The sequence below is a fragment of the Kitasatospora sp. NPDC006697 genome, from assembly GCF_042869935.1.
GTDB lineage: Bacteria > Actinomycetota > Actinomycetes > Streptomycetales > Streptomycetaceae > Kitasatospora.
Map to the genome: position 1 here is coordinate 176,509 of NZ_JBIAGU010000011.1, position 24,932 is coordinate 201,440.

Consider the following 24,932-nt stretch of genomic DNA (forward strand, 5'->3'; position numbering starts at 1 on the left):
CGCCGCCGCTCCTCGCACCGCCTGATCGACCGCACCGCCCACCCCCGCGATGCGGCTCCGTCCAGAGAGGAACCTCCCCCACAATGGGTAACCCCACCTTCCGCGGCACGGCCCGCGCCGCACTCACCGGTGTCGCCGCGCTCTCGCTCGCCGCGGGTGCCTTCCTGGCCGTCACCCCGGCCTCGGCCCAGGAGGCCCCGGCCGCCCACGCCCGCCACGGCGTGATGACCACGGTCGACAAGGCCGCGGCCAACCGCGCCAAGCTGGCCAACGCCAACGACCTGACCTACGGCGGCGGCATCAGCGGCGTCGGCGTGAACGACGGCCACTCGCAGGTGTACTTGGTGTTCTACGGCACCCAATGGGGTACCGCGGGGACCGACAGCGGCGGCAACACCACCTTCAGCAAGGACCCCGACGGCGCCGCGGCCGCCACCCAGAAGATGTTCAAGGGCATCGGCACCGGCGGCGAGAAGTGGTCCGCCGACCTGACCCAGTGGTGCGACGGCCCGAACGTGTCCGCCGGCGCCAGCAGCTGCCCGTCGACCGCCAGCTTCGTGCCCTACCAGACCGGCGGCGTGCTCGCCGGCGTCTGGTACGACAATTCGGCGGCCTCGCCGAGTGCGGCCACCGGCCACCAGCTCGGCGCGGAGGCGGTCAAGGCGGCCGCGCACTTCGGCAAGACCACCGCCGCCTCGAACCGGCACACGTACTACGTGATCCTCTCGCCGCACAACACCAACCCGGACGGCTACTTCAACAACTACTGCGCCTGGCACGACTACACCGGTGACTCCACGCTCACCGGCGGCGCGGTCAGCTCCCCGTACGGCCCGCTGGCCTTCAGCAACCAGCCGTACAACATGGACATGGGCGCCTCCTGCGGCGTCGGCTTCGTCAACTCGCCCGGCACGCTGGACGGTTGGACGATGACCCTGGGCCACGAGTGGCACGAGATGATGTCCGACCAGTTCCCGGCCGGCGGGTGGACCAACCCGAGCACCGGCGAGGAGAACTCGGACGAGTGCGCCTGGATCAACGCGGGCCAGGCCGGCGGCGCGGCCAACGTGGCCATGGGCACCGGCACCTTCACCGAGCAGGCCAGCTGGTCGAACGACACCCACTCCTGCGCGATCACCCACGCGATCCTGCACTGATCCCGCCTCCTGCCGCTGCCCGGCGCCCCCGACCCCAGGTCGGAGCCGCCGGGCAGCGGTGCGTCCGGCTCCGGTGCGGCGGCGGGCCGAGCCGATCGACCGTCAGGAGGTGTGGCGCAGCAGGGCGTCCACCACCACCGGCCAGGTGGGGCGCGGGAGGCCCTGCCCCATGCCCGGCAGGGTGAGCAGGGTGGCACCCGGGATCTCGGCGGCCAGGGCGGCCCCGTTGCCGTGCGGGAAGAACGGATCCTCGTCCCCGTGCACCACCAGGGTCGGCGCGGTGATCCGCCCCAGCCGCTCGCGCCAGCGCGGCCCGCAGTCCAGGGCCGCGAAGACGGTGCCCAGGTGGCTCGCGCGCTGGGCCTTCGCGGTGGGGGCCGAGCGGTCGAAGACGGCGCCGGCGGCCGCCCGGGCCTCCTGCTCGTCGAAGCCGGCCGAGCCGGACGTCAGCCGCGCGGCGGCGGTGAGGTAGTCGACCACGCTGCCCCGGTCCGACCAGTCCGGCTCCGGATGCCCGAAGAGCTGCCCCATGACCGCAGGGTCGTGGCCGGGCAGGTCCGGGTCGGCCGGGCCCGGGGCGACCGGGCGGGTGGAGACCAGGGTCAGCGAGGCGACCTGCTCGGGGTGGTCCAGCGCGAGCAGTTGCGCGACGAAACCGCCGACGCCCAGCCCGACCACGTGCGCCCGCCCCAGCCCCAGCGCCACCAGCAGCTCCGAGGCGTCCGCCACCAGGTCGCGCAGGCCGTAGCCGGGTGCCTCCGGATCGACGAAGGCCGAACGGCCGGTGTCCCGCAGGTCGTAGCGGACCACGTACCGCCCGGCCAGTGCCGCGCACAGCTCGTCCGGCCAGCTCTGCACCGTGATCCCGATCAGCAGCACCGGCGGATCCGCCGGCTCCCCGGTGGTCTCCACGCACAGCTCGACACCGTTGGCCCTGATCCGCATGTCCGGCTCCTTCCCAGTTCCAGCTTCCCGGTCGTCAGCTGAGACGAACCGGCCTCCCCGGACTCATCGGTCGCGGGCCGAACGGCTCGCTCCACGGGTGATTGCTCAAACGTGCTCGTTTGCACTATAAAAGAATCAGCTTTAAGCAGTCCGGCCGCATCGAGCGGCATGCCGTGGAAGGAACCGCCCCATGACCCATGTCGCCACCGAGATCGCCAGCCAGCCGGACTGCTGGCGGCGCGCGACGGAGCTCGAGCCGGCGGGCCTCCCGGCCACGGGCGAGCGCGTGGCCGTCGTCGGCTGCGGCACCTCGCTCTACATCGCGCAGGCCTACGCCGTGCTGCGCGAGGGCTCCGGCCAGGGCGAGACCGACGCGTTCGCCGCCTCCGAGTACCCGGCCGCCCGGCGCTATGACCGGCTGGTGGCGATCACGCGTTCCGGCACCACCACCGAGGTGCTGGACGCGCTCGCCCGGGCCCGCGCGGCCGGCCTTGCCACGACCGCGCTCACCGGCGACCTGGACACCCCGGTCACCGGCGCCGCCGACACCGTGGTGGACCTCTCCTTCGCCGACGAGAAGTCCGTGGTCCAGACCCGCTTCGCCACCACCGCCCTGGTCCTGCTGCGCAGCAGCCTGGGCCTGACCCCCGCCGACCTGCCCGAGCAGGCGGCCCTCGCCGCCGCCGAAGACCTGCCCGCCGCGGCCCTCGCCGCCGGCCAGATCACCTTCCTGGGCACCGGCTGGACCATCGGCCTGGCCAACGAGGCCGCCCTCAAGCTGCGCGAGGCCGCCGGCGCCTGGACCGAGTCCTACCCGGCGATGGAGTACCGCCACGGCCCGATCAGCATCAGCGCCCCCGGCCGGCTGGTGTGGATCTTCGGCCAGGCACCCGACGGGCTGCTCGAGCAGATCGCCGCCACCGGCGCCACCGCGGTGCTCAGCGACCTCGACCCGCTGGCCGACCTGGTCCGCGCCCAGCGCCTGGCCGTCGCCCTCGCCGAGGCCCAGGGCCTGGACCCCGACCAGCCCCGCAACCTCACCCGCTCCATCGTCCTCGCCCAGCCCACCGGCGCATGATCCTCACCGTCACCCTCAACGCCGCGCTGGACCTGACCTACGGCGTGGACGGCCTGCGGGTCGGCGCCAGCACCCGGGTGGCCGAGGTGGCCGAACGGGCCGGCGGCAAGGGGGTCAACGTCTCCCGGGTGCTGCGGGCGCTGGGCGTGGACACCACCGTCACCGGACTGGCCGGCGGCGCGACCGGGCGCGCCCTGCGCCGTGAACTCGCCGCCGCCGGGCTGCCCGACGCGATGGCCGAGGTCGCCGCGGAGAGCCGCCGCACGGTCGCGGTGGTGGACCGGCGGGCCGACCGGACCACCATGCTGCTCGAGCCCGGACCACAGGTCACGCCCGCCGAATGGGCCCGGTTCACCGGCTCCTTCGCCCCGCTCGCGGCCGGCGCCGACGCCGTGGTGCTCAGCGGCAGCCTGCCGCCCGGCGTGCCGGCGGACGGCTACGCACAGCTGCTGCGGATCGCCCGGCGGCGCGGGCTGCCCGTGCTGCTGGACGCCGAGGGCGAGCCGCTGCTCGCGGCACTGCCCGAGCGGCCCACCCTGATCAAGCCGAACGCCGACGAACTGGCCGCCACCACCGGCGAGTCGGACCCGCCGGCGGCGATCGCCCGGCTGCGCGCCGCCGGCGCCGGGAGCGTGATCGCCTCGCTCGGGGCCGAGGGCCTGCTGGCCGTCACGCCCGAGGGGAGCTGGCGCGCCCGGCCGCCGGCGCGGATCACCGGCAACCCCACCGGCGCCGGGGACGCCGCCGTGGCGGCGCTGGCCGCCGGGCTGGTGGCGGGCCTGCCCTGGCCCGCCCTGCTGGCCCGCGCCGTGGCGCTGTCGGCGGCCGCCGTCGCCGCGCCGCTCGCCGGGAGCTACGACGCCGGGCTCTACCGGCGGCTGTGCGAGCAGGTGGCCGTCCTCCCGTTCGACCGCATACCCGACTGACCGTCAGCACCGAGGAGTCCTGCCATGCCCCTGATCGGAACCGGCGAGCTGGTCGCCGAGGCGGCGGCCCACGGCCGCGGCCTCGGCGCCTTCAACGTCATCCAGCTCGAACTCGCCCAGGCCATCGTCGCCGGGGCCGAGGCCGCGGGCGCGGCGGTGGTGCTGCAGATCAGCGAGAACGCCGTCCGCTACCACGGCTCGCTGACCGCGATCGGCCGCGCCACCCTGGCCATCGCCGAGGCGGCCGCCGTACCGGTCGCCGTCCACCTGGACCACGCCACCTCCGCGGAGCTGGTCGCCGAGGCTGTCGCGCTGGGCTTCGGCTCGGTGATGTTCGACGCCTCCACGCTGGAGTACCAGGAGAACGTGCGGGCGACCGCCGAGGTGGTGGAGCGCTGCCACGCCGCCGGCTGCTGGGTCGAGGCGGAGCTCGGCGAGGTGGGCGGCAAGGACGGGGTGCACGCGCCCGGCGTGCGCACCGACCCGGGCGAGGCGGCCGAGTTCGTCGCCGCCACCGGCGTGGACGCGCTCGCCGTCGCCGTCGGCAGCTCGCACGCGATGCTCACCCGGGACGCCGCGCTCGACTTCGAGCTGATCGCCGCACTGCGGGCCACCGTGCCGGTGCCGCTGGTGCTGCACGGCTCCTCGGGCGTCGCGGACGAGCACCTGGGCGAGGCCGTGCGCCGCGGCATGACCAAGGTCAACATCGCCACCCACCTCAACAGCGTCTTCACCGCGACCGTGCGCGAGGTGCTGGCGGCGGCCCCCGTGCTGGTGGACACCCGCCGCTACCTGGGCCCGGCGCGGGAGGCGACCGCGACCGAGGTCGCCCGGCTGTGCGGGATCCTGCGCGGCTGAGCCCGCCTCCGCCCTCGACCGGCCACCACTCCACCGTCATCGCGCTGCCCGACGGCCTGCAGGACCAGCTCCCCGCCCCGCCGGTGACCAGGGACGACGGGTCTCCGTGGCCCCGACGCCCTACCGACGCCCGTGAGCGGCACCGCCCTGACCCGGGCGGGCCGCTCACGGGCGTCGGTAGGGCGTCGGTGAGGTCGGTGGCCGAGTGAAAGAGGTCGGCGGGCTCAGGTCCGGGCGAGCACCGCGCCCGCCTCGGTGAGCCAGCGGACCGCGTCGGCGCGGGCGGCTCGCGGTGAGCCGGCCAGCTCGGTGAGGGTCAGCGGGCCCGGTTCCGCGGACTCGCCGGCTACCACCCGGGCGGTGGCGCCGGCCCGCTCGGCCCGGGCCAGGACCTCGCCGACCGCCTTGCCGCGCAGGCTGGTGGCGTCGAAGCGGCCCTCGCCGGTGATCACCAGGTCGGCGTCCGCCAGGGCCGCGTCGAGGCGGAGCAGGTCCGCGACCGTGCTCGCGCCCGGCAGTGAGCGGGCGCCCCAGAGGGCCGACAGGCCGTAGGCGGTGCCGCCCGCCGCGCCGGCGCCGGGGTGCTCGGGGTCGCCGCCGAACAACTCGGCGAGCCGGGCCAGGCCCCGCTCCAACTCGGCGATCTCCAGCGGTCCGGCACCCTTCTGCGGTCCGTAGACGGCAGCCGCGCCGTCGGGGCCGAGCAGCGGGTTGGTGACGTCCGTGAGGAGGCGCACACCGCCGGGCGGAGCCGGGCGCAGGGCGGTGCGGTCGACGCGGTGCGCTCGGCCCAGCGCACCGCCGCCCCCCGGAAGCGGCAGCCCGTCGCCGTCCAGGAGGCGCAGGCCGAGGGCGGTGAGCAGGCCGGCGCCGCCGTCGGTGGAGGCCGAACCGCCGAGGGCGACGATCAGTCCGGTGGCGCCGGCGTCCAGGGCGGCGGCGATGGTCTCGCCGGTGCCCCGGGTGGTGGCGGTCAGCGGGGCCGGCCGCGCCATCAGCGGCAGGCCGCTGGCGGTGGCGAGTTCGACCACCGCAGTGCCGCCGGGCAGCAGCGCGTACTGCCCGCGCACCGGCCGCGCGTCGGGGCCGGTACACCCTTCCACCGTCCGCAGCTCGGCCCCCGGGTGGGCGGCGGCCACGGCCTCGAGGGTGCCCTCGCCGCCGTCGGCCATCGGACGCAGCGTCAGCTCGTCCCGCGCCCTGACGGTGCGCCAGCCGGCCGCGAGGGCGCGGGCGGCCTCGGAGGCGGTGACGGTGCCCTTGAAGGAGTCCGGGGCGATGACCACTCTCACGGGGCGGCCACGTGGGTCAGATGCCGCTCGATCATGGTGCGCAGGGTCTGCTCGCCTGGGGTGTCCCAGATCTCCTGGTTGAAGATCTCCACCTCGATCCAGCCGGTGTAGCCGGCCGCGGTGACCTGGTCGGTCAGGGCGCGGAAGTCGATGCACCCGTCGCCGACGTGCCCCCGCCCGAGCAGGGTGTCGGCCGGCAGCGGCAGGATCCAGTCGCAGGTCTGGTAGGAGGCGATCCGGCCGCCCGCGCCGGCCCGGGCGATCTGCCGGTCCAACTCCGGGTCCCACCAGACGTGGTAGCTGTCCACCACGACGCCGACCTGCTCCGCCGGGAACTGCTCGGCCAGGTCCAGTGCCTGGCCCAGGGTGGAGACCACGGCGCGGTCCGCGCAGAACATCGGGTGCAGCGGCTCGATCGCCATCCGCACGCCGAAGTCGGCCGCGTGCGGCGCGAGTTCGGCGATCAGCTCGGCGACCCGGCGGCGGGCGCCGGGCAGGTCGCGGCTGCGCTGCCCCGGTCCGGTCTCGGGCAGGCCGCCGACCACCATCACCAGGGTGTCGGTGCCGAGTTCGGCCGCCTCCTCCAGGGCCCGCAGGTTGTCGGCCAGCGCGGCGGCGCGGGCCGCCCCGTCGGGTGCGGTGAGGAACCCGCCCCGGCAGAGCGAGCTGACGGCCAGTCCGCTGTCGCGGACCAGCTTGGCGCTCTCGGCCAGCCCGGTCTCGGCGACCTTGTCGCGCCAGAGGCCGATCGCGGGCAGGCCCGCGTCCACGCAGCCCCGGACGGCCTCGGGCAGGCTCCAGTTCTTGGTGGTGTACTGGTTCAGGGCGAGCCGCATCAGCCTGCCACCCCCGCCACCGAGAGGAAGGCGCGCATGCGGTGGGCGGCCAGGTCCGGGTCGGGCAGCACGCCGGCCGCGTCGGCGAGCTTGAAGAGCTCGACCAGGTGCGGCACCGAGCGGTTGGCCTGGGCGGCGTTGACCATGGTGAAGTGGTCCTGGTGCCCGCCGAGCCAGGCGAGGAAGACGATGCCCGTCTTGTAGTGGTAGGTCGGCGCCGCGAACAGGTGGCGGGCCAGCGGCAGCGTCGGCGCGAAGAGCGCGTCGTAGCGGTCGAGGTCGCCGGCGTCCAGCGCCTGGAGGGCGGCTGCGGCGGTGGCCGCGATCGGATCGAAGACGCCCAGCAGGGCGTGGCTGTGGCCGAGTTCGTCGCCGCGGATCAGCTCCGGGTAGTTGAAATCGTCGCCGGTGTAGAGGCGGACGCTCTCGGGCAGGGCGCGGCGCAGCGCGATCTCGCGGTCGGCGTCGAGCAGCGAGACCTTGATGCCGTCGATCCGCTCGGCGTGGCCGCCGATCAGCTCCAGCACGGTGGCGGTGGCCTGGTCCAGGTCGGCGGAGCCCCAGTAGCCGGCCAGCGCGGGGTCGAACATGTCGCCCAGCCAGTGCAGGACCACCGGGCGGGCGGACTGCTCCAACAGGCGGCCGTAGACCCGCAGGTAGTCGTCCGGGCCGTGCGCGGTGGCGGCCAGCGCCCGGCTGGCCATCAGGATCGGCTGGGCGCCGGCCGCTTCGACCACCTCCAGTTGCTCCTCGTAGGCGGCCGTGATCTCGGCCAGCGAGGCGCTGGGGGAGGGGAGTTGGTCGGTGCCGGCACCGCAGGCGAGGCGGCCGCCGACGGCCTTGGCCTCGGCGCCGGAGCGGGCGATCAGCTCTTGGGTGGCGGCCCAGTCCAGGCCCATGCCGCGCTGGGCGGTGTCCATGGAGTCGGCCACGCCGAGGCCGAGCTCCCAGAGGTGGTGGCGGAAGGCCAGGGTGGCCGGCCAGTCCACGGCGGCCGGCGCGCCCGGGGTGTTGTCGCCCAGCGGGTCGGCGACCACGTGGGCGGCGGCGAAGACGGTGCGGGCGGCGGCGGGCCGGGCGCCGACGGGCAGCGGCTCGGGCTCGCGCAGCACGAACCGGCCGGCACCGGGAAGCTTCAACTCGGCCATCAGATCTCCAGTTCCGGGACGTCGAGCCGGCGGCCCTCGGCGGCGGAGCGCAGGCCGAGTTCGGCGAGCTGCACGCCCTTGGCGCCCTCCAGCAGGTCCCAGTGGTACTCCGAGCCGGTGACGACGTGCTTGAGGAACAGCTCCCACTGGATCTTGAAGCCGTTGTCGAACTCGGCGTTGTCCGGCACCTGCTGCCACTGGGCGCGGAACGGCTCGGTGGCGGGGATGTCGGGGTTCCAGACCGGCTTGGGGGTGCCGGCCCGGTGCTGGAAGCGGCAGTTGCGCAGGCCGGCGACGGCGCTGCCCTCGGTGCCGTCGACCTGGAACTCCACCAGCTCGTCGCGGTCCACCCGCACCGCCCAGGAGGAGTTGATCTGGGCGGTGATGCCGCCCTCCAGCTCGAAGATGCCGTAGGCGGCGTCGTCGGCGGTGGCCTGGTAAGCGGTTCCCTGCTCGTCGACCCGCTCGGGGATGTGGGTGGCGGTGTGGGCGTAGACCGAGCGGACCGGGGCGATGAGGTTGTCCAGCACGTAGCGCCAGTGCGGGAACATGTCGAGGATCATGCCGCCGCCGTCCTGGGCGCGGTAGTTCCAGGACGGCCGCTGGGCGTCCTGCCAGTCGCCCTCGAAGACCCAGTAGCCGAACTCGCCGCGCACGGACAGGATCCGGCCGAAGAAGCCGCCGTCCACCAGGCGCTTCAGCTTGAGCAGGCCGGGCAGGAAGAGCTTGTCCTGCACCGCGCCGTTGCGGACCCCGGCCGCGCGGGCGAGGCGGGCCAGCTCCAGGGCGGCCTCCACCGACTCGGCGGTCGGCTTCTCGGTGTAGATGTGCTTGCCGGCCGCGATGGCCTTGCGGATCGCCGCCTCGCGGGCCTGGGTCACCTGGGCGTCGAAGTAGACCTCGGCGAGCGGGTGCGCCAGCGCCTCGTCCAGCGAGGTGGTCCAGTGCGCCAGGTTGTGCCGCTCGGCCAGCTCCTTGAGCTTGCGCTCGCTGCGGCCGACCAGGATCGGCTCGGGCCAGAGCAGTTCGCCGTCGTCCAGGCGCAGGCCGCCCTGCTCGCGGATGGCCAGGATGGAGCGGACCAGGTGCTGGCGGTAGCCCATCCGGCCGGTGACACCGTTCATCACGATGCCGATCACCTTGCGGGACATGGGTGGGGCTCCTCTCGGAGGTGGTGCGGGGTGGGGTGGCGGAGGGAATGGTAAGCGCTTTCCCAGCCAGAAGTCGAGGCCTGTCATCGCTGCTCGCGGTGTGGAACAGTGGAGGCGCAGGCGCGATGGGTCCGACCGTCCGCCTCGCCGTTCCCGCAGCTCCCCGCCCCGAACGGTGCCTCCCGCCACGCCCTCGCGCCCGACCAAGGGAAACCCAGCGATGCTCTCGATCCCGCTCCCCCCGGAGGACCGCGCGCTCAGCCCGTACACCGGCTGGACCCGCGCGCACTGGGAGGCGGTGGCGGACGGGCTGCTCGCCGCGGTGCGGCCGTACGCCGGACCGGAGCACGCGCTGATCGGCCTGCCCGGCCCCCGGCCCAGCGTCTCCGGCACCCGCTCCGACGGTCTGGAGGGCTTCGCCCGGACCTTCCTGCTCGCCGCCTTCCGGGTGGCCGGCGCGGGTGGCGCCGACCCGGACGGCCTGCTGCCCCGGTACGCCGAGGGCCTGGCCGCCGGCACCCGCACCCCTACCGCCGAGCGCGAGCTGACCGACCGGGACCCGGTCTCCTGGCCCGTCGTCGGCGAGCGCAGCCAGGCGATGGTGGAGGCCGCCTCGATCGCGCTGGCGCTGCGGCTGACCCGCCGGTGGCTCTGGGACGGCCTGCCCGCCGAGGTGCGCGAGCGGGTCGCCGACTGGCTCTCCGGCGCCCTGCGGCACACGCCGGTCGACAACAACTGGTGGCTCTTCCCGTTCACCGTCGGCGCCTTCTTGGCCGAGACAGGCAGCCTGGCCGAGGCCGGGATGGACCAGGACGGCGCGGCCCGGGCGGCCGTCGATCGCGGTCTGGCGAAGATCGAGCAGTGGTACCTGGGCGGCGGCTGGTACACCGACGGCCGCCCGCGCGCCTTCGACCACTACAACGGCTGGGCCTTCCACCTCTACCCGGTGCTGCACGCCCACCTGACCGGCGATCAGCAGCAACTCGCCCGCTACGGCGGCCGGCTGGCCGAGTACCTGGAGGGCTACGCCCGCACCTTCGGCGGCGACGGCGCGCCCATGCACCAGGGCCGCTCGCTGATCTACCGGTTCGCCGCCGCCGGGCCGCTCTGGGCCGGCGCGCTGAGCGGCCGCACCCCGCTCGCGCCCGGCACCACCCGCCGGCTGGCCTCCGGGGCGCTGCGCCACTTCCTGGACCGCGGCGCGCTGGACGCCGAGGGCCTGCTGCCGCTGGGCTGGTTCGGCCCGTACCCGCCGCTGGTGCAGGAGTACTCCGGGCCGGCCTCCCCGTACTGGGCGAGCAAGGGCTTCCTCGGACTGCTGCTGCCGGCCGACCACCCGGTCTGGACCGCGACCGAGGAGCCCGCGCCGGTGGAGCGCGGCGACGCGGTGCTCGGGCTGCCCGGGCCCGGCTGGCTGGTGCAGTCCACCGCCGCCGACGGGATCGTGCGGCTGCACAACCACGGCAGCGACGACCAGCCGGCCGACCAGGTGCTGCCCGACGACCCGCTGTACGCCCGGCTCGGCTACTCCACCGTCACCGGGCCGGCCTTCCGCGGCGGCGCCGACAACCACTTCGGCCTGGTCGCCGGAGGCCGGGTCAGCGACCGCGGCCGGATCGAGCCGCTGGGCGCCGGGCCCGGCTGGGCCGCCTCGGCGCACCGGCCCGCCGAGGGGGTCACCGTCACCTCGCTGGTGCTGGCGGCGGGCGCCGAGGAGGTCCACCTCCACCTGGTCACCGGCGCCGCGGCCGGGACGGAGGTGCGGCACACCGGCTGGGCCGTCGCCGACCGGGCCGTCCGGACCCGGGCCGAGGCCGGGCCGTCGGCCGAGGTGGCGGCGGAGGGGACCGGGCTGCGCTCCACCCTGCGCGCCGTCTCCGGGTACACCGAGGCCGGCACCCACCAGGTGCCCGACGGCACCGTCTTCGGCCGGGCGGCGGCGCTGCCCGCGCTGACCGGCCGCACCGCTGACGGGCCGTCACTCTTCGTCTCGGCGGCAAGGCTCTCCGGGGCAAGGCTCCCGGCGGAGTCGGAGGCGCAGGCCGCTTTCCGGATCCGGCTCGACGGCCCGGCCGTGGCGGTGGCCTGGGCCGACGGCAGCGTCCACCACGCGCTGATCGGCCCCGGCACGGTCACCGTGCGACGGGAGGGCTGAGCATGCGCCTGGCCCTCTCCACCCTGGGACTGCCCGGCCGCCCGCTCGCGGAGGTGGTCCGGCTGGCCGCCGGGCACGGCTGGCAGGGACTCGAACTGCGCAGCGCCGCCGGCGAGCCGGTGCACGGCGGGCTGACCGCCGCCGAGCGCCGGCAGGTCCGGCGCACCGTCGAGGCGGCCGGCCTCACCCCGCTGACGCTGGCCGGGTACACCGGTGTCGCCGCGCCCGGCCCGGACGAGCCCGTGGTCTCCGCGCTGCTCACCGACCTGCGGCTGGCCGCCGACCTGGCCGCGGAGCACCTGCGGGTCTTCCCGCAGGGCGGCGAGGGCCCGGCCGCCGAGGCCGACCTGCGCGCCGTCCGCCGGCTGGCCGCCGTCGCCGACCGGGCCGCCGGGCTGGGCGTGCGGATCCTGCTGGAGACCCATGACTCGCACCGGGCCGGCCGGGACGTCGCCCGGGTGCTCGACCAGGTCGACCACCCGGCCGTCGGCGGGCTCTGGGACCTGCTGCACACCCGGCTGGCCGGCGAGACCCCGTCGGCGAGCCGGGACGCGCTGGGGCCGCGGCTCGGCTACGCGCAGGTCAAGGACGTGGCCGGCCGCTGGGACCTCACCCCGCTGCCGCTCGGCGCGGGCTGCCTGCCGATCGGCGACTGCGTCGGCCTGCTGCCGGCGGACTGCTGGGTGGCCTGGGAGTACGAGGCGCCCTGGTACCCGGCGGCGGCCCGGCTGGAGCCGCTGCTCGGTGCGGGCGCGCAGTACCTCGCCGGGCTGGCGGGCTGAGCGGGAACGGCGGAAGGCGGCGACACCCGCGGCGAGTCGTGGCGCTGCGGCTACTCCGGCAACAGGTGCTCAGACCAGATCACCTTGCGGGCCGCGGTGTGCCGGGTGCCCCAGCGATGCGAGAGCGGGCCGACCAGGAAGGTGCCGCGACCGCTCTCGTCCGTGCTGCTGGCCCAGCGCAGGTGCGGGGCGGTGCCGCTGCCGTCGGAGACCTCGCAGGCCAGGGTGCGGTCGCGCACAGCCGCACCCTGGCAGTCCGCGTGAGCCGGGGAAAGCCCTTTCCGGCCCGCTCTCTCCGCATCCAGCCATGGAGCACACCCCGGTGTCCAGCTTCCGCCCCTTCGCCGCCGCGCTCGCGGCTTCGCTCATCGTCGGCTCCGCGATCGGTGCCACGGCCGCGACTGCGTCCACCCCGCCGCCGACCACCCCGCTGTCCGTCTTCACCTACAACGTCGACCTCGCCACCTCGGCGGTCGACTCGGTGGAGAACGAGAACGCGGCCGGCCGCACCCCGACCGTCGAGGCGGTCAAGCGCAAGCACGACGCGGACGTGGTGATCCTCGACGAGCTGTTCAACCAGACCTCCACCGGCCAGATCCCCAGGGACCTGGCCGGCAAGTACCCGTACGCCACCCCGAACGTCGGCCAGGTCCGCTCCGGCGGCGGGCCACCAACCGGGCCACCCGGGTAGCCCAGATGGCCGAGATCCGAGGCCGGGTGAACAGCACGGTCGGCACCCAGGGCCCGGTGCTGATCGGTGGCGACCTCAACATCGAGACTTGACGGCCAGGTCGGCCGCACAGCCGGCGACTCCGACCCGGACCGGGCGAAGCCGTCCGGTGGCGCGGTGCTGCAGACCGTCGAGGGGTTCGACCCGCAGTCGGCTGGACCGGCCAGTCGGACACCCATGCGCCGAGCGACCACTACCCGGTGGTGACCGCCTTCGCCATCGGCCAGACCACCATGCCCTCGGTGGACTGGAAGCGACCGGGAGCACCGACGGCCCGCCGCCGACCGCGTTGTACGGTCGGCGGCGGACCGTCTCGTGTCGTGATCGGATGTCTAGAGGAAGCGGGGATGGCGTGATGAGCCATCAACCCTGTTCCATCCCTTGTCTTGTGGTTGGTATCGCCGTCACAATCCGACAGAACCAATCAAAGGTCGGGTCTATGTCTTAGGAGACGACGATGTCCGAGTCCCTTCCCAACCGCAGATCGGTACTGCGCGGTGCGGCGTCCTTCGGGGCGCTGGCGGCGCTGGCGAGCCTGCCGGTCTTCACTTCGCGGCCCGCGGCCGCCGCCACGACCAGTGCCACGGGTCCGGTGTCGAACCCGACGACCATGTGGTACACCTCGCCGGGCTCCACCTCCGCGATGATGGCCACGGCCCTGCCGGTCGGCAACGGCCGGATCGGCGCACTGTTCACCGGCGACCCGAGCTCCGAGACCTACGACGTCACGGACGTCACGTGCTGGGCGGGCACCGCGAACACCACGCCCGGCAGCAACGGCTTCCCGTACGACACGACGAAGTTCGGCACGATGCAGATGCTGGCCAAGGCCGTGCTGAGCATCCCGCTGCACACGCTCTCGGCGGCCTCCGACTACCAGCGCCAGCTGGACCTGAGCAACGGCTACGCCTCGGTCAGCTACACCTACGGGGGTGTGAGCTACCGGCGTGACGTGTGGGCCAGCCACCCCGACGACGTCATCGTGATCCACCTGAGCCAGTCCGGCGGCGGCTCCTACACCGGCACTCTCGCACTGAACGGCACCCGCTCGGAGGCCACCACCGCCACCGCCTCGGCCGGCACCGCCTCCCTCAACTCCTCGCTGGGCAACGGCCTCAAGTACGCCGCGCTCGTCCAGGCCGCCGCCGCCACCGGGACGGTCAGTGCCGCGGGGTCGGCCGTGTCGTTCACGGGCTGCTCGGACGTGCTGCTGGTGATCAGCGGCGGCACCAACTACTCGCCCACGGCTGCCGGTTTCATGGACACCACGGTCACCCCGCTGGCGGTGGCGACCAGCCAGGCCTCGCGGGCCGTCGGCCTGGGTGCGGCCACCCTGTTGAGCAACCACCTGGCCGACTACCAGCCGCTGCAGCAGGCGATGACCGTCAACCTGGGCAGCTCCACCGCCGCCCAGCTCGCGATGGCCACCGACGCGCGCCTGAGTGCCGCCTCCTCCACGGGCGTCCCCGACCCGGAACTGCACGCCACCTACCTGCAGTTCGGTCGCTACCTGATGATCTCCGGCTCGCGCACGAGCCTGCCGATCAACCTCCAGGGCCCGTGGGCGGACTCCAACTCCGAGTCCTGGGACTTCGACTACCACACCGACATCAACATCCAGATGGTCTACTGGCTCCCCGACCGGATGGGCCTGGGCTCCTGCTACAAGCCGTTCTCCGACTACTGCATCAACCAGCAGCCCTCCTGGGCCGCGGTCACCCAGGCGCACTTCAACGACACCGGCAACGGCAACTACCGCAACTCCTCCGGCAAGATCGCCGGCTGGACGGTGGCGATCTCCGCCAACCCGTTCGGTGGCCTGGGTTGGGACTGGAGCCCGCCCGGCGGCGCCTGGCTGTGCAACGAGCTGTACAACCACTACCAGTACACCCAGAATCGGGCCTACCTGACCGGCATCTACCCCCTGCTGAAGAGCGCCTGCCAGTTCTGGGAGGCCCGCCTCGTCACCGACCCCACCACGGGCAAGCTGGTCGACGACGTCGACTGGTCACCGGAGCACGGCCCGGCTCAGCAGAAGGGCATCACCTACGCCCAGGAGCTGGTCTGGCAGCTCTTCCAGAACTACCAGCAGGCCGCCGGCATCCTCAACCTCGACCCGACCTACTCCGCCACCATCGCCGGTCTGCAGTCGAGCCTCTACCTGCCCCAGGTCTCCGCCACCACCGGGTGGTTGGAGGAGTGGATGACCCCCGCCAACCTCGACACCTCCGACCTGACCCACCGCCACCTCTCCCCGCTCGTCGGTCTCTACCCGGGTGACCGGATCACCGCCGACCAGTCGGACCCGGCCCTGCTCGCCGGCATCACCAAGCTACTCACCGCGCGCGGCATGTCCAGCTTCGGCTGGGGCGTGGCCTGGCGCGCCGCCTGCTGGGCACGGCTGAAGAACGCCGCCAACGCCTACACCTGCTTTACCAACGGCCTGCACTACTCCACCAACGGCGCCACCGGCACCGCCGGCAACTTCATGGACATCTATTCCGGCGACACCTTCCAGATCGACGCCAACATGGGCCTCCCGGCGGCCGCGATCGAGATGCTCGTCTACACCCGCCCCGGCCTGCTTCAGTTGCTGCCCGCCCTGCCGTCCGCGTGGGCGGCCTCCGGGAGCGTCGCCGGCGTCGGCGTGCGCGGCGGTCTCACCGTCGACTTCAGCTGGCAGGCGGGCCAGGTCACCTCCTTGACCCTGCACAACAACGGCACCGCGAGCGCTACCCTCACCGTCGAGTCCGGCGCCTGGAGCAAGAGCGTCACGCTGGCCGCTGGTGCCACCGCCACCTACGACAGCTTCTTCCTGGTCAACCGGAACAGCGGCAAGGCGGTCGACGACCCGGGAGCCAGCAGCGTGGCCGGGACCACGCTGATCCAGTACGCTCGCAACGGCGGAGACAACCAGAAGTGGCGGTTCCAGCCCACCGGCAGCGGCGCCTACACCCTGCTCAACGGCTCGTCCGGCCTGGCGATGGACGTCTTCGGCGGCGGCACCGCCGACGGTGCGGCCATCGACCAGTGGACCCCGACCGGCGGCAGCAACCAGCAGTGGACCCTCGCGGACGCCGGCGACGGCTACGTCAACCTGGTCAGCGTCCGCAGCGGCAAGGCCGTCGGCGTGGTTGCCTCCTCCACGAGCAGCAGCGCCAAGCTCGAACAAGAGACCATCAGCAGCGCTACCAACCAGCAGTGGCAGTTGCTCCTCGCCTGACCGCTTATGTTGCCGGTGAACTGATGTCCTGACGGATCGTCAGGCGGCCAGGCTCGAACCGCTGCTGCTGAGCGGTTCCGAGCCGCGCCGCGACGGCGTCGAACCCCGGTCTGCGCGAGCAGCCCGTCGGCCAGGCGGCGTGACTGCTCCAGTCCCGCGATCGACTCGTCCAGCCGCCTGCGCTGCCGGGCCAGCCGGGTGACCATCTCCGGGCACTGCGCCAGCAGTTGGCCCGCGTCGTTCGCGACGCACGGCAGCATGACGGCGATCGTCGCGGTGTTCAGGCCCATGGCGAGCAGCGCGCGGATGCTGTCCACCCGCACCACGTCCGCCTCCTGGTAGCGGCGCCGGCCCGCGGGCGTCCGCTCCGGGGCCAGCAGCCCGCGCTCCTCGTAGTACCGCAGCAGCCGCTCCGGCACTCCGGTACGGGCGGCGAGTTCGCCGATCTGCATACGTGCTCCGCTTCCCTGGCTACGGCGGTGCCGCAGGAGACGGAGCACGCCTGTGTCCACCCCTGTGAAGCTCGCCATCGTCTACTGCTCGTCCACCGGCACCATCGCGGAGATCGCCAAGGAACTGCACGATGCCGCCGCCAAGGCCGGCGCGCAGGTCCGCCTGCTGAAGGCCGCCGAGCTCGCCCCGGCCGGCGCCATCGAGTCCAGCCCGGCCTGGGCCGCCCACCACGCCGCCACCTGGGACGTCCCCGAGGCGAGCGCCGAGGACATCGAGTGGGCCGACGCGGTGATCTTCGGTTCCCCCAGCCGCTTCGGCAACGTCGCCGCGCAGCTCAAGCAGTTCATCGACGGCCTCGGTGGCCTGTGGGCCCAGGGCAGGCCGGCCGGCAAGGTCTACGGCGGCTTCGTCTCCAGCGCCACCGCCCACGGCGGCCAGGAGTCCACCCTGCTCGCCCTGTACAACTCGGTCCACCACTTCGGCGGCATCCTCGTCACCCCCGGCTTCACCGACCCGGCCAAGTTCGTCCTCACCACCACCGTGCCCGCGGGGACCGACCCGGCCGAGGCCGTCCGGGCCGCCGAACTCGCCCGCGCCGGGCACCTGGGGAGGCTGTGGCGCCCGGTGGGCGAACTGCGCAGCATCGGCCTCTGGCGGGCCGTCGACGAGGCCGAGCTGCGTGCGGAGCTGCTCAGCACACTGCCGCTGTGGCCGTGGACGGCCGCGGCGGTCACCGCCGTCCACCCGCACCCCGACGACCCGGGCAGAAGCGGAGGCGCCCCCTAGCCGGCGGGCGACTCCAGGGGATCGGCGAGCAGCGCGGCGAAGCCCAGCTCGGCGGCGCCGACCAGTACGGAGTCGGTGCCCAGCCCGCTGACCCGCAGTCGGAGGCTCTCGCGCAGCACGGCGTGGGTGCTGGTGTTGATCCGGCTGCGGATCTGCGCCGCCGAGCTGAGGTAGACGTCGCGCAGGATGCCGCCGAAGATCACCACCCGCGGGTTGAGCAGGTTGACCAGGTTGCTGACGCCGACGCCGAGCCAGTCGCCGACCTGGTGCAGCGCCGCGCGGGCGGCGATGTCGCCGCGGTCGGCGGCGTCGACCACGGCGCGCACGGCCGCCGGTCCGGTGGTCTCGGGCCCGCGGCCGGCGGCGTCGAGCAGGGCGCGCTCGCCGGCCTCCGCCTCCAGGCAGCCGCTGGAGCCGCAGCCGCACCGGCGGCCGCCGCGCGGGTTGACGATCAGGTGGCCGACCTCGCCGCCGTAGCCGTCCGCACCGCGCAGCAGCCGGCCGCCGGCGATGATGCCGCCGCCGATGCCGGCGTCGCCGTGCAGGTAGACCAGGTCGTCGAAGCCGGCGCCGGCGCCGCGCAGGTGCTCCGCGAGGGCGCCGAGGTTGGCCTCGTTGTCGACGGCGACCGAGGTGTCCGGGCCGAGCCGGTCGGCGAGTTCGGCGCGGAAGTCCTGCTCGGTCCAGCCGATGTTGGGCGCCCGCCGGACCAGGCCGTCGGGGTGCCGGACCAGGCCGCGCACGGCCGCGCCGACGCCCACGCAGCGGCTGCCCGGTGCGGCCCCGGCCGCCAGCTCCCGGGCGAAGGCGGCGAGCCGGTCGGCCGCGCCGCCCGGCTCGCGCTCCCCGGCACCGGGCCAGGCCGTGCTGCGGCGGGCCAGGAACGCGCCGCCGAGTCCGACCCGAGCCGCCGTCAGGTGGTCCACCCCCACGTCGAAGGCGAGCGCGTACACGTGGTCGGCCGCCGGTCGGACCACCAGCGAGGGCCGGCCCGCCCGGCCGGTGTCCCGCGGGGTCTCCTCCGCGACCAGGCCGGCCGTGGTGAGGTCATTCACCAGGCCCAGGATGGTGCTGCGGTTGAGGCCCATCCGGTCGGCCAGGACGGCGCGGGAGGCGGGTCCGCCGAGGTGGACGTGGCGCAGCAGGGTGCTGAGGTTGTGCCGGCGGATCTCCTCCTGGGAAGGACCGGCTCGCATCGTGGGTGGACCTCATTGTCGTGGGGCTCGGCGGCGGGACAGCGCGTCCACTCCGGCGGCGAGCAGCAGGACGGAACCCGTGACAGCGTACTTGACGCCCGCGCTGTACCCCATCAGCCCCATTCCGTTCTGGATCACCGCGACCACCATGCCGCCCAGCACCGCGTCGACGATCCGGCCCCGGCCGCCGAAGAGGCTGGTGCCGCCGATGACGGCGCTGCCCACGGCCAGCAGCAGCACGTTGCTGCCACCGGTGTTGGGGTCGACCGAGTTGCCGCGGGAGGCCGCGATGATGCCGCCGACCGCTGCCATGGCGGAGCAGATGACGAAGGCGGAGATCCGGATGAACGCGACGTTGATGCCGGCGCGCCGGGCGGCCTCGGCGTTGCCGCCCACCGAGTAGATGTGCAGGCCGAAGCCGGTGCGCTGCAGCACGAAGGTGCCGGCCACCAGCAGGACCGCGATCACCGGCACCACGATCGGCACGCCCTTGAGCGAGGTGACCAGGGCGTTGCGGCTGCGCTCCTGGTTGAGCAGGGCCACCGCGACGGCGCCCAGCACCGCCAGTGAGCCGACCCGCAGGGCGGTCAGCGCCGCCGGGGTCGCGGGCAGCCCGCGGCGGGTGCGGACCAGGTTGCGGCGCAGCTGGACCGCCGCGTACCCGCCCACGGACACCGCGAGCAGCACCCAACCGAGCACGGGGGAGAGGTTGTTGTTGGCGATCGCCAGCACGGTCGGGTCGGTGATCGAGACGTTGGTGCCCTCCTTGAGGATCATCAGCACGATGCCCTGGAAGGCCAGGAAGGAGGCGAGGGTGACGACGAAGGAGGGGATCCGGACCTTCGCCACCAGGAAGCCGATCAGCAGGCCGATCAGCACGCCGGTGACCAGCGCGGCCGCGACGGCGCCGTACCACGGCCAGCCGTGGTTGGTCAGCAGCACCGCCAGCACGGCGGCGCACACCCCGCTGGCGTAGCCGGCCGAGAGGTCGATCTCGCCGAGCAGCAGCACGAAGACCAGGCCCATGGCGATGGCGATGCTGCCCGCGCCCTGGGTGAGCAGGTTGGCGAAGTTGAGGTTGGAGAGGAAGACCGGGCGCAGCGCGGTGAAGAAGACGCTGAGCACCAGTAGGCTCAACACGGCTGGCAGGGAGCCGAGTTCGCCGCCGCGCAGGCGTTCGCCGTAGGCGGTCAGCAGGGTACCGAGGGCGGGTGCTGCCGGACCGCCGGGCCGTCCGGCGGCGGCCGCCGCGGCGGGGCCGTCCGGCTGGCCGGCCGCGCCGGGCTTCTCCGGCTTCTCGGGCTTCTCGGGCCTGTCGGGCTTTCCGGAGGCGACGGTGGCGTTCATGAGGCGGCTCCGGTGGTGTGGGCCAGGCCGAGGTCCCCGCTGCGGCCTGAGGTGATCAGTTCGACGACCTGGGCGTGCGTCACGTCCGAGGTGCGGACCTGGGCGGCCATCCGGCCCAGGTAGAGGGCGGCGATCCGGTCGGAGACCGCGAAGACGTCGTTCATGTTGTGCGAGATCAGCACCACGGCCAGCCCGTTGTCGGCCAGCCGCCGGACGAGTTCCAGGACCTGGGCGGTCTGCGCGACGCCGAGCGCGGCGGTGGGCTCGTCCAGCACGACCAGCCTGCTGTTCCACAGCACGGCCTTGGCGATGGCCACGGTCTGCCGCTGCCCGCCGGAGAGGCTGGCCACCTTCTGGCGCACGGACTTGACGGTCCGGACGGAAAGGCCGGCCAGGGTGCTGACGGCCATCTCCTCCATGGTGGCGTCGTCGAGGACGAGGCCGCTGCGCTTCTCGCGGCCGAGGAACATGTTCTGGACGATGTCGAGGTTGTCGCAGAGCGCCAGGTCCTGGTAGACGATCTCGATGCCGAGGGAGGCCGCGTCGCGCGGGCTGTGCACGGTGGCCGGCTTGCCGTCGAACAGGTACTCGCCGGCGTCGATCGGGTGGATGCCGCCGATGCACTTCACCAGGGTCGACTTGCCGGCGCCGTTGTCGCCGACCAGCGCGGTCACCTCCCCGGCGTGGACGGAGAAGGCCACGTCGTGCAGCACCTGCACCGGGCCGAAGGTCTTGTCGATCCCGCGCAGTTCCAGGATCGGGGTCGCGGTCATGGGAAGACGGCTCCTCGTGGGTCGTGGGGCCGCGGGGCACGGGCCGCTCCCGGGCCCCGCGGGCGTCGGGACTACTGGATGCCGGCCTTGGTGCAGAGGTCGGCGAAGTCGGCGGTGCACAGGTCGGCCTTGGTGACGTAGCCGTCGGAGACGACGTCCTTGACGTTGTCCTTGTAGATCGCCTGCGGCTGCAGCAGGACGGAGGGGACGTCGCGGTTGCCCTGCGGGTCGTGGACGGTCGACGTGGTCTCGCCCTTCTGGCCCTTGGCCAGGCTGACCGCGAGCTGGGCGGTGGCCTCGGCCTCCTGCTTGATCGGCTTGTAGACCGTCATGCACTGGTCGCCGGCGAGGATGTTCTGCAGGCCCTGGACGGTGGCGTCCTGGCCGGTGACCGGGACCTGGCCGTTGCGGTGGTTCTTGCGCAGCACGGCGATGGCCGCGTTGCCCAGGCCGTCGTTGGCGGCCAGCACGCCGCCGATGTTCGGCTGGCTGGTGAGCATCTGCTCGAAGATCGTCCCGGCCTGGGTGTTGTCCCAGTCCGGCACCGACTGGTTCGGGCCCTTGACGTAAGTGCCCGCCGCGTACAGCGGGTTGAGCACCCCGTCGTAACCCTGGGCGAAGAGCGTGGCGTTGTTGTCGGTCGGCGAGCCGTTCAGCTCGGCGACCACCGGGTTCTTGGCGCCCGCCTGGGTGAGGCACTTGCCCAGGCCCTCGCCCTGCAGCTTGCCGACCCCGGCGTTGTCGAAGCTGACGTAGTACTGGGCGGAGCCGCCGAGGGTGAGCCGGTCGTAGTCGATGGTGGCCACACCCTGGGACTTGGCCTTGTCCAGCACGGCCTTGCCGGTGCCGCTGTCCAGGTTGACGATGACCAGCACGTTCACGCCGTTGGTGATCATCTGGTCGGCGATGGTCTGGAAGGCCTGCTTGTCGCCCTGGGCGTTCTGGATGTCGTAGTCCACGCCGGCCGCCTTGAAGGCGGCGGTGAGCAGCGGACGGTCGGCGGTCTCCCAGCGGGCGGAGGACTTGCTGTCCGGGAGGATGACGCCGACCTTGGGCTTCTTGCCGCCGGAGCCGGCCTTGGTGCCGCCGCTGCCGGAGGACGAACTGCCGCAGCCGGCGAGGGCGGTGGTGAAAGCCACGGTGGCGGCGGCGATGAGGAGGAGCCCCTTGCGCATGGGCAGGGTCCTTTCTGGCGGTGCGGCCGGTCCGCGGACGCACGGGAGTTCACGGGTGGGGGAGGGCAACAACCGCGCGCGGGGCCGGGGGTGGAGAGCGGAGCACCGGCCGGGCTGAATGTTGTGTGCCAGAACATACGCCGGGGCAGGGCTTCCCGCCAGACCTGTGGCGAGTCGGCCGGGGTAACGATCGGGCCACGCTCCCCCGGGGGTGACGGTCCGTCAGGGGCGGGCGGCGGGTGCCGGGAGTAGGTATCCGTAATTTTCGGTTCGGCGCGCCCCTAGGTGTTGACCCGTTCCGGCGGCCTGCCTACTGTTCGGGCCTGATCGCATTCGTTCGGTTCTGTTGAATGTGGCGATCAGACCCCCACCCAGGCCGCCGGACGCGGTGTGCGGAACCACGCGTCCGGCGCCACACGAGAGGCAATCCCCTATGCGCGGAACTCTCCGAGTCCTGGCATCCGCCGGACGCACGCTGGGGAGGGTCGGCCTGACGGCCGCCCTCCTGACCTCCGCGGCGTTGGTCGCCGGACCGGCCACGGCCCCCGCCGCGGCTGCCCCCGCTGCCCCCGCCGCCCCCGCCGCGAGCACCACCATCTCCGTCGACGGCACCGGCAGCGGCCGCACCTTCGACGGCGTCGGCGCGATCAGCGGCGGCGGCGGCAACTCCCGCCTGCTGATCGACTATCCGGAGCCGCAGCGCAGCCAGCTGCTGGACTACCTCTTCAAGCCCGGCTACGGCGCCGACCTGCAGACCCTGAAGATCGAGATCGGCGGCGACACCAACAGCACCAACGGCGCCGAGGCCAGCTACCAGCACAGCAGGGGCGCGGTCGACTGCAACCAGGGCTACGAGTGGTGGCTGGCCGCCCAGGCCAAGCTCCGCAACCCCGGCATCAAGATCTACGGCCTGGCCTGGGGCGCCCCCGGCTGGATCGGCACCAACGACCCCGGCAACCCGTCCCCCGGGAAGCCGTACTTCTGGTCGCAGGACATGATCGACTACCTGATGGGCTGGTTCGGCTGCGCCGGCCAGCACAACCTCAACGTCGACTACCTCGGCGGCTGGAACGAGCGCGACTTCAACGCCGGCTGGTACGAGAAGCTGAAGAGCGCGCTGGTCGCCAACGGCCACGGCAGCACCAAGGTGGTCGCCTCCGACAGCGGCTGGGGCGTCGCCGACGCCATGACCACCGACCCGGCGCTGAAGAACGCCGTCGACATCGTCGGCGTGCACTACCCCTGCGGCTACCTGGGCAGCGGCAGCAACTGCCCCTCCACCGCCAACGCGGTGGCGCTCGGCAAGCCGCTCTGGGCCAGCGAGAACGGCTCCGAGGACCTGAACGGCGGCGCTGCCGCCGTGGCCCGGGCCGTCAACCGCGGCTACCTGGACGGCAAGATGACCTCCTTCATCAACTGGCCGGTCATCGCCGCGCTCTACCAGAACATGTCGTTCAGCACCGACGGCATGTCGCTGGCCGCCCAGCCCTGGTCCGGCAACTACAGCATCGGCAAGACCACCTGGGTCACCGCCCAGACCACCCAGTTCACCCAGCCCGGCTGGCAGTACCTGGACTCCGCCTCCGGCTACTTCGGCGGCAACCGCGCCAACGGCAGCTACGTCTCGCTGAAGTCCCCGAACGGCAAGGACTACAGCACCGTCATGGAGACCATGGACGCCACCGCGGCGCAGACCGTGGCGCTCAACGTCACCGGCGGCCTCTCCACCGGCACCGTCCACGTCTGGGCCACCAACGTCAACTCGGCCAACTCCGCCGACTACTTCGTCAAGCAGGCGGACATCACCCCGAGCAACGGCGGCTACAGCCTGACCCTGCAGCCCGGCTACGTCTACACCGTGACCACCACCACCGGCCAGGGCAAGGGCACCGCCACCCCGCCCGCCGCCGCCCCGCTCGCGCTGCCCTACAGCGACAACTTCGAGACCGCGGCCGCCAGCACCAACCCCAAGTACTTCTCCGACATGAACGGCGCCTTCCAGACCGTCGGCTGCGGCGGCGGCCGGACCGGCACCTGCCTGCGCCAGATGGCCCCGGCCTCCCCGCTGCGCTGGACCAACGAGCCCTACAACGCGCCCTACAGCTTCATGGGCGACCAGACCTGGGGCAACTACACGGTCAGCGCCGACACCATGTTCGAACAGCCCGGCTCCACCGAGGTGCTGGGCCGGGTCAACCAGCAGGGCCGCAACAACAACGGCCTCAACGCCTACCACCTGCGGCTCAGCAACACCGGCGCCTGGTCCATCGTCAAGAGCGACACCAGCTGGAACTTCACCACCCTGGCCGCCGGCACCCTCGCCACCGCGCCCGGCCTGAACACCTGGCACACCCTGGCGCTCACCATGCAGGGCACCACCCTGACCGCCGCGGTCGACGGCAGCACCGTCGGCAGCGCCACCGACGCCTCCTACACCAACGGCATGGCCGGCCTCGGCGTCACCGGCTACCAGACCGACCAGTTCGACAACTTCGCCCTCACCCCCGGCACCGGCGGCAGCGCGCAGACCGGCCCGGTCGCCATGGGCACCGGCAACAAGTGCCTGGACGACAGCGACAACTCCACCGCCGACGGCGCCAAGGCGGTGATCTGGACCTGCGGCACCACCGACCCGGCACAGAGCTGGACCTGGGTCAACGGCCAGCTCCAGCACGCCGGCAAGTGCCTGGACGTGACCGGCCAGGGCAAGACCAACGGCACCCTGGTCGAGCTGTGGAGCTGCAACGGCGGCGACAACCAGCAGTGGGCCCCGCAGTCCGACGGCTCGCTCAAGGGCGTCCAGTCCGGCCTCTGCCTGGACGACCCGGCCGGCAGCCTGACCGACGGCACCCAGTTGGAGATCTGGAGCTGCAACGGAGGCACCAACCAGAAGTGGTCCCTGCCGTAGGAGCCGTCCGACG

Annotated in this window: 20 protein-coding genes and 1 pseudogene; 10 read left to right on the forward strand and 11 right to left on the reverse strand. The window is 73.4% G+C overall.

The features are described 5' to 3' along the window. Nucleotides 1-83 precede the first annotated feature (83 nt). Nucleotides 84-1,157, forward strand: coding sequence for a hypothetical protein (locus ACFYNO_RS17750; RefSeq protein ID WP_388012351.1), 1,074 nt, complete (start codon nucleotides 84-86; stop codon nucleotides 1,155-1,157). Nucleotides 1,158-1,259: 102 nt separating this feature from the next. Here ACFYNO_RS17750 and ACFYNO_RS17755 read toward each other — a convergent pair whose 3' ends face one another. Then, complete coding sequence (locus ACFYNO_RS17755; RefSeq protein WP_388012354.1) at nucleotides 1,260-2,102, reverse strand: alpha/beta fold hydrolase; 843 nt, start codon at nucleotides 2,100-2,102, stop codon at nucleotides 1,260-1,262. A gap of 190 nt (nucleotides 2,103-2,292) precedes the next feature. On the opposite strand from ACFYNO_RS17755, the gene ACFYNO_RS17760 reads away from it, so the two are divergent. Genes ACFYNO_RS17760 through ACFYNO_RS17770 form a run of 3 tightly spaced genes read left to right on the forward strand, consistent with a single transcriptional unit; the run spans nucleotide 2,293 to nucleotide 4,964 of the window. Beyond that, nucleotides 2,293-3,180: an SIS domain-containing protein gene (locus ACFYNO_RS17760; RefSeq protein ID WP_388012357.1), complete on the forward strand. Its 888-nt coding sequence runs from the start codon at nucleotides 2,293-2,295 to the stop codon at nucleotides 3,178-3,180. Next, nucleotides 3,177-4,106 carry a 1-phosphofructokinase family hexose kinase gene (locus ACFYNO_RS17765; protein WP_388012360.1) on the forward strand — a complete coding sequence of 310 codons (930 nt, stop codon included), beginning with the start codon at nucleotides 3,177-3,179 and terminating at the stop codon, nucleotides 4,104-4,106. The genes ACFYNO_RS17760 and ACFYNO_RS17765 overlap by 4 nt, the downstream gene beginning before the upstream one ends. Before the next feature lie 24 nt (nucleotides 4,107-4,130). After that, nucleotides 4,131-4,964 carry a ketose-bisphosphate aldolase gene (locus tag ACFYNO_RS17770; RefSeq protein WP_388012363.1) on the forward strand — a complete coding sequence of 278 codons (834 nt, stop codon included), beginning with the start codon at nucleotides 4,131-4,133 and terminating at the stop codon, nucleotides 4,962-4,964. 224 nt (nucleotides 4,965-5,188) lie between these two features. On the opposite strand, the gene ACFYNO_RS17775 is transcribed toward ACFYNO_RS17770, so the two are convergent. From ACFYNO_RS17775 to ACFYNO_RS17790, 4 genes are read right to left on the reverse strand one after another with little or no spacing between them, the layout of a single operon-like run. Further along, entirely contained in the window at nucleotides 5,189-6,256 is a 1,068-nt protein-coding gene (locus tag ACFYNO_RS17775) for a glycerate kinase (RefSeq protein WP_388012366.1), read from the reverse strand. Next, nucleotides 6,253-7,092: a sugar phosphate isomerase/epimerase family protein gene (locus ACFYNO_RS17780; protein ID WP_388012369.1), complete on the reverse strand. Its 840-nt coding sequence runs from the start codon at nucleotides 7,090-7,092 to the stop codon at nucleotides 6,253-6,255. Before ACFYNO_RS17780 ends, ACFYNO_RS17775 begins: the two co-directional genes overlap by 4 nt. Continuing rightward, nucleotides 7,092-8,240 carry a dihydrodipicolinate synthase family protein gene (locus tag ACFYNO_RS17785; protein ID WP_388012372.1) on the reverse strand — a complete coding sequence of 383 codons (1,149 nt, stop codon included), beginning with the start codon at nucleotides 8,238-8,240 and terminating at the stop codon, nucleotides 7,092-7,094. The genes ACFYNO_RS17780 and ACFYNO_RS17785 overlap by 1 nt, the downstream gene beginning before the upstream one ends. Continuing rightward, nucleotides 8,240-9,391 (reverse strand): Gfo/Idh/MocA family protein, encoded by a 1,152-nt coding sequence (locus ACFYNO_RS17790; protein WP_388012374.1) that lies wholly within the window; start codon nucleotides 9,389-9,391, stop codon nucleotides 8,240-8,242. Before ACFYNO_RS17790 ends, ACFYNO_RS17785 begins: the two co-directional genes overlap by 1 nt. A gap of 220 nt (nucleotides 9,392-9,611) precedes the next feature. On the opposite strand from ACFYNO_RS17790, the gene ACFYNO_RS17795 reads away from it, so the two are divergent. After that, nucleotides 9,612-11,546 carry a DUF2264 domain-containing protein gene (locus ACFYNO_RS17795; RefSeq protein WP_388012377.1) on the forward strand — a complete coding sequence of 645 codons (1,935 nt, stop codon included), beginning with the start codon at nucleotides 9,612-9,614 and terminating at the stop codon, nucleotides 11,544-11,546. 2 nt (nucleotides 11,547-11,548) lie between these two features. Continuing rightward, on the forward strand, nucleotides 11,549-12,328 hold the full coding sequence (locus ACFYNO_RS17800; RefSeq protein WP_388012380.1) for a sugar phosphate isomerase/epimerase family protein: 780 nt from the start codon (nucleotides 11,549-11,551) through the stop codon (nucleotides 12,326-12,328). A gap of 50 nt (nucleotides 12,329-12,378) precedes the next feature. Here ACFYNO_RS17800 and ACFYNO_RS17805 read toward each other — a convergent pair whose 3' ends face one another. Then, nucleotides 12,379-12,567 (reverse strand): hypothetical protein, encoded by a 189-nt coding sequence (locus ACFYNO_RS17805; RefSeq protein ID WP_388012383.1) that lies wholly within the window; start codon nucleotides 12,565-12,567, stop codon nucleotides 12,379-12,381. Between the two features lie 68 nt (nucleotides 12,568-12,635). On the opposite strand from ACFYNO_RS17805, the gene ACFYNO_RS17810 reads away from it, so the two are divergent. Then, nucleotides 12,636-13,019 (forward strand): hypothetical protein, encoded by a 384-nt coding sequence (locus ACFYNO_RS17810; RefSeq protein ID WP_388012386.1) that lies wholly within the window; start codon nucleotides 12,636-12,638, stop codon nucleotides 13,017-13,019. 496 nt (nucleotides 13,020-13,515) lie between these two features. After that, nucleotides 13,516-16,281 (forward strand): glycoside hydrolase N-terminal domain-containing protein, encoded by a 2,766-nt coding sequence (locus tag ACFYNO_RS17815; RefSeq protein ID WP_388012389.1) that lies wholly within the window; start codon nucleotides 13,516-13,518, stop codon nucleotides 16,279-16,281. A 314-nt stretch (nucleotides 16,282-16,595) separates the two neighbouring features. Here ACFYNO_RS17815 and ACFYNO_RS17820 read toward each other — a convergent pair. Next, nucleotides 16,596-16,811 (reverse strand): annotated as a pseudogene (locus ACFYNO_RS17820) (MerR family transcriptional regulator); the annotation flags it as partial. Between ACFYNO_RS17820 and ACFYNO_RS17825 the strand changes: the two are divergent. Further along, nucleotides 16,786-17,520 carry a muconolactone Delta-isomerase family protein gene (locus ACFYNO_RS17825; RefSeq protein ID WP_388012392.1) on the forward strand — a complete coding sequence of 245 codons (735 nt, stop codon included), beginning with the start codon at nucleotides 16,786-16,788 and terminating at the stop codon, nucleotides 17,518-17,520. The pseudogene ACFYNO_RS17820 and the gene ACFYNO_RS17825 sit on opposite strands and share 26 nt — an antisense overlap. On the opposite strand, the gene ACFYNO_RS17830 is transcribed toward ACFYNO_RS17825, so the two are convergent. From ACFYNO_RS17830 to ACFYNO_RS17845, 4 genes are all read right to left on the reverse strand, one after another. Beyond that, nucleotides 17,517-18,716 carry an ROK family protein gene (locus ACFYNO_RS17830; RefSeq protein WP_388012395.1) on the reverse strand — a complete coding sequence of 400 codons (1,200 nt, stop codon included), beginning with the start codon at nucleotides 18,714-18,716 and terminating at the stop codon, nucleotides 17,517-17,519. The two genes, ACFYNO_RS17825 and ACFYNO_RS17830, sit on opposite strands and share 4 nt — an antisense overlap. A 12-nt stretch (nucleotides 18,717-18,728) precedes the next feature. Then, nucleotides 18,729-20,063, reverse strand: coding sequence for a sugar ABC transporter permease (locus tag ACFYNO_RS17835; protein ID WP_388012398.1), 1,335 nt, complete (start codon nucleotides 20,061-20,063; stop codon nucleotides 18,729-18,731). Beyond that, on the reverse strand, nucleotides 20,060-20,836 hold the full coding sequence (locus ACFYNO_RS17840) for an ATP-binding cassette domain-containing protein (protein ID WP_388012401.1): 777 nt from the start codon (nucleotides 20,834-20,836) through the stop codon (nucleotides 20,060-20,062). Before ACFYNO_RS17840 ends, ACFYNO_RS17835 begins: the two co-directional genes overlap by 4 nt. A 71-nt stretch (nucleotides 20,837-20,907) precedes the next feature. After that, on the reverse strand, nucleotides 20,908-22,011 hold the full coding sequence (locus ACFYNO_RS17845; RefSeq protein ID WP_388012404.1) for a sugar ABC transporter substrate-binding protein: 1,104 nt from the start codon (nucleotides 22,009-22,011) through the stop codon (nucleotides 20,908-20,910). A gap of 433 nt (nucleotides 22,012-22,444) precedes the next feature. On the opposite strand from ACFYNO_RS17845, the gene ACFYNO_RS17850 reads away from it, so the two are divergent. Next, nucleotides 22,445-24,919, forward strand: coding sequence for a ricin-type beta-trefoil lectin domain protein (locus tag ACFYNO_RS17850; RefSeq protein ID WP_388012407.1), 2,475 nt, complete (start codon nucleotides 22,445-22,447; stop codon nucleotides 24,917-24,919). The last annotated feature ends 13 nt before the right edge of the window (nucleotides 24,920-24,932 follow it).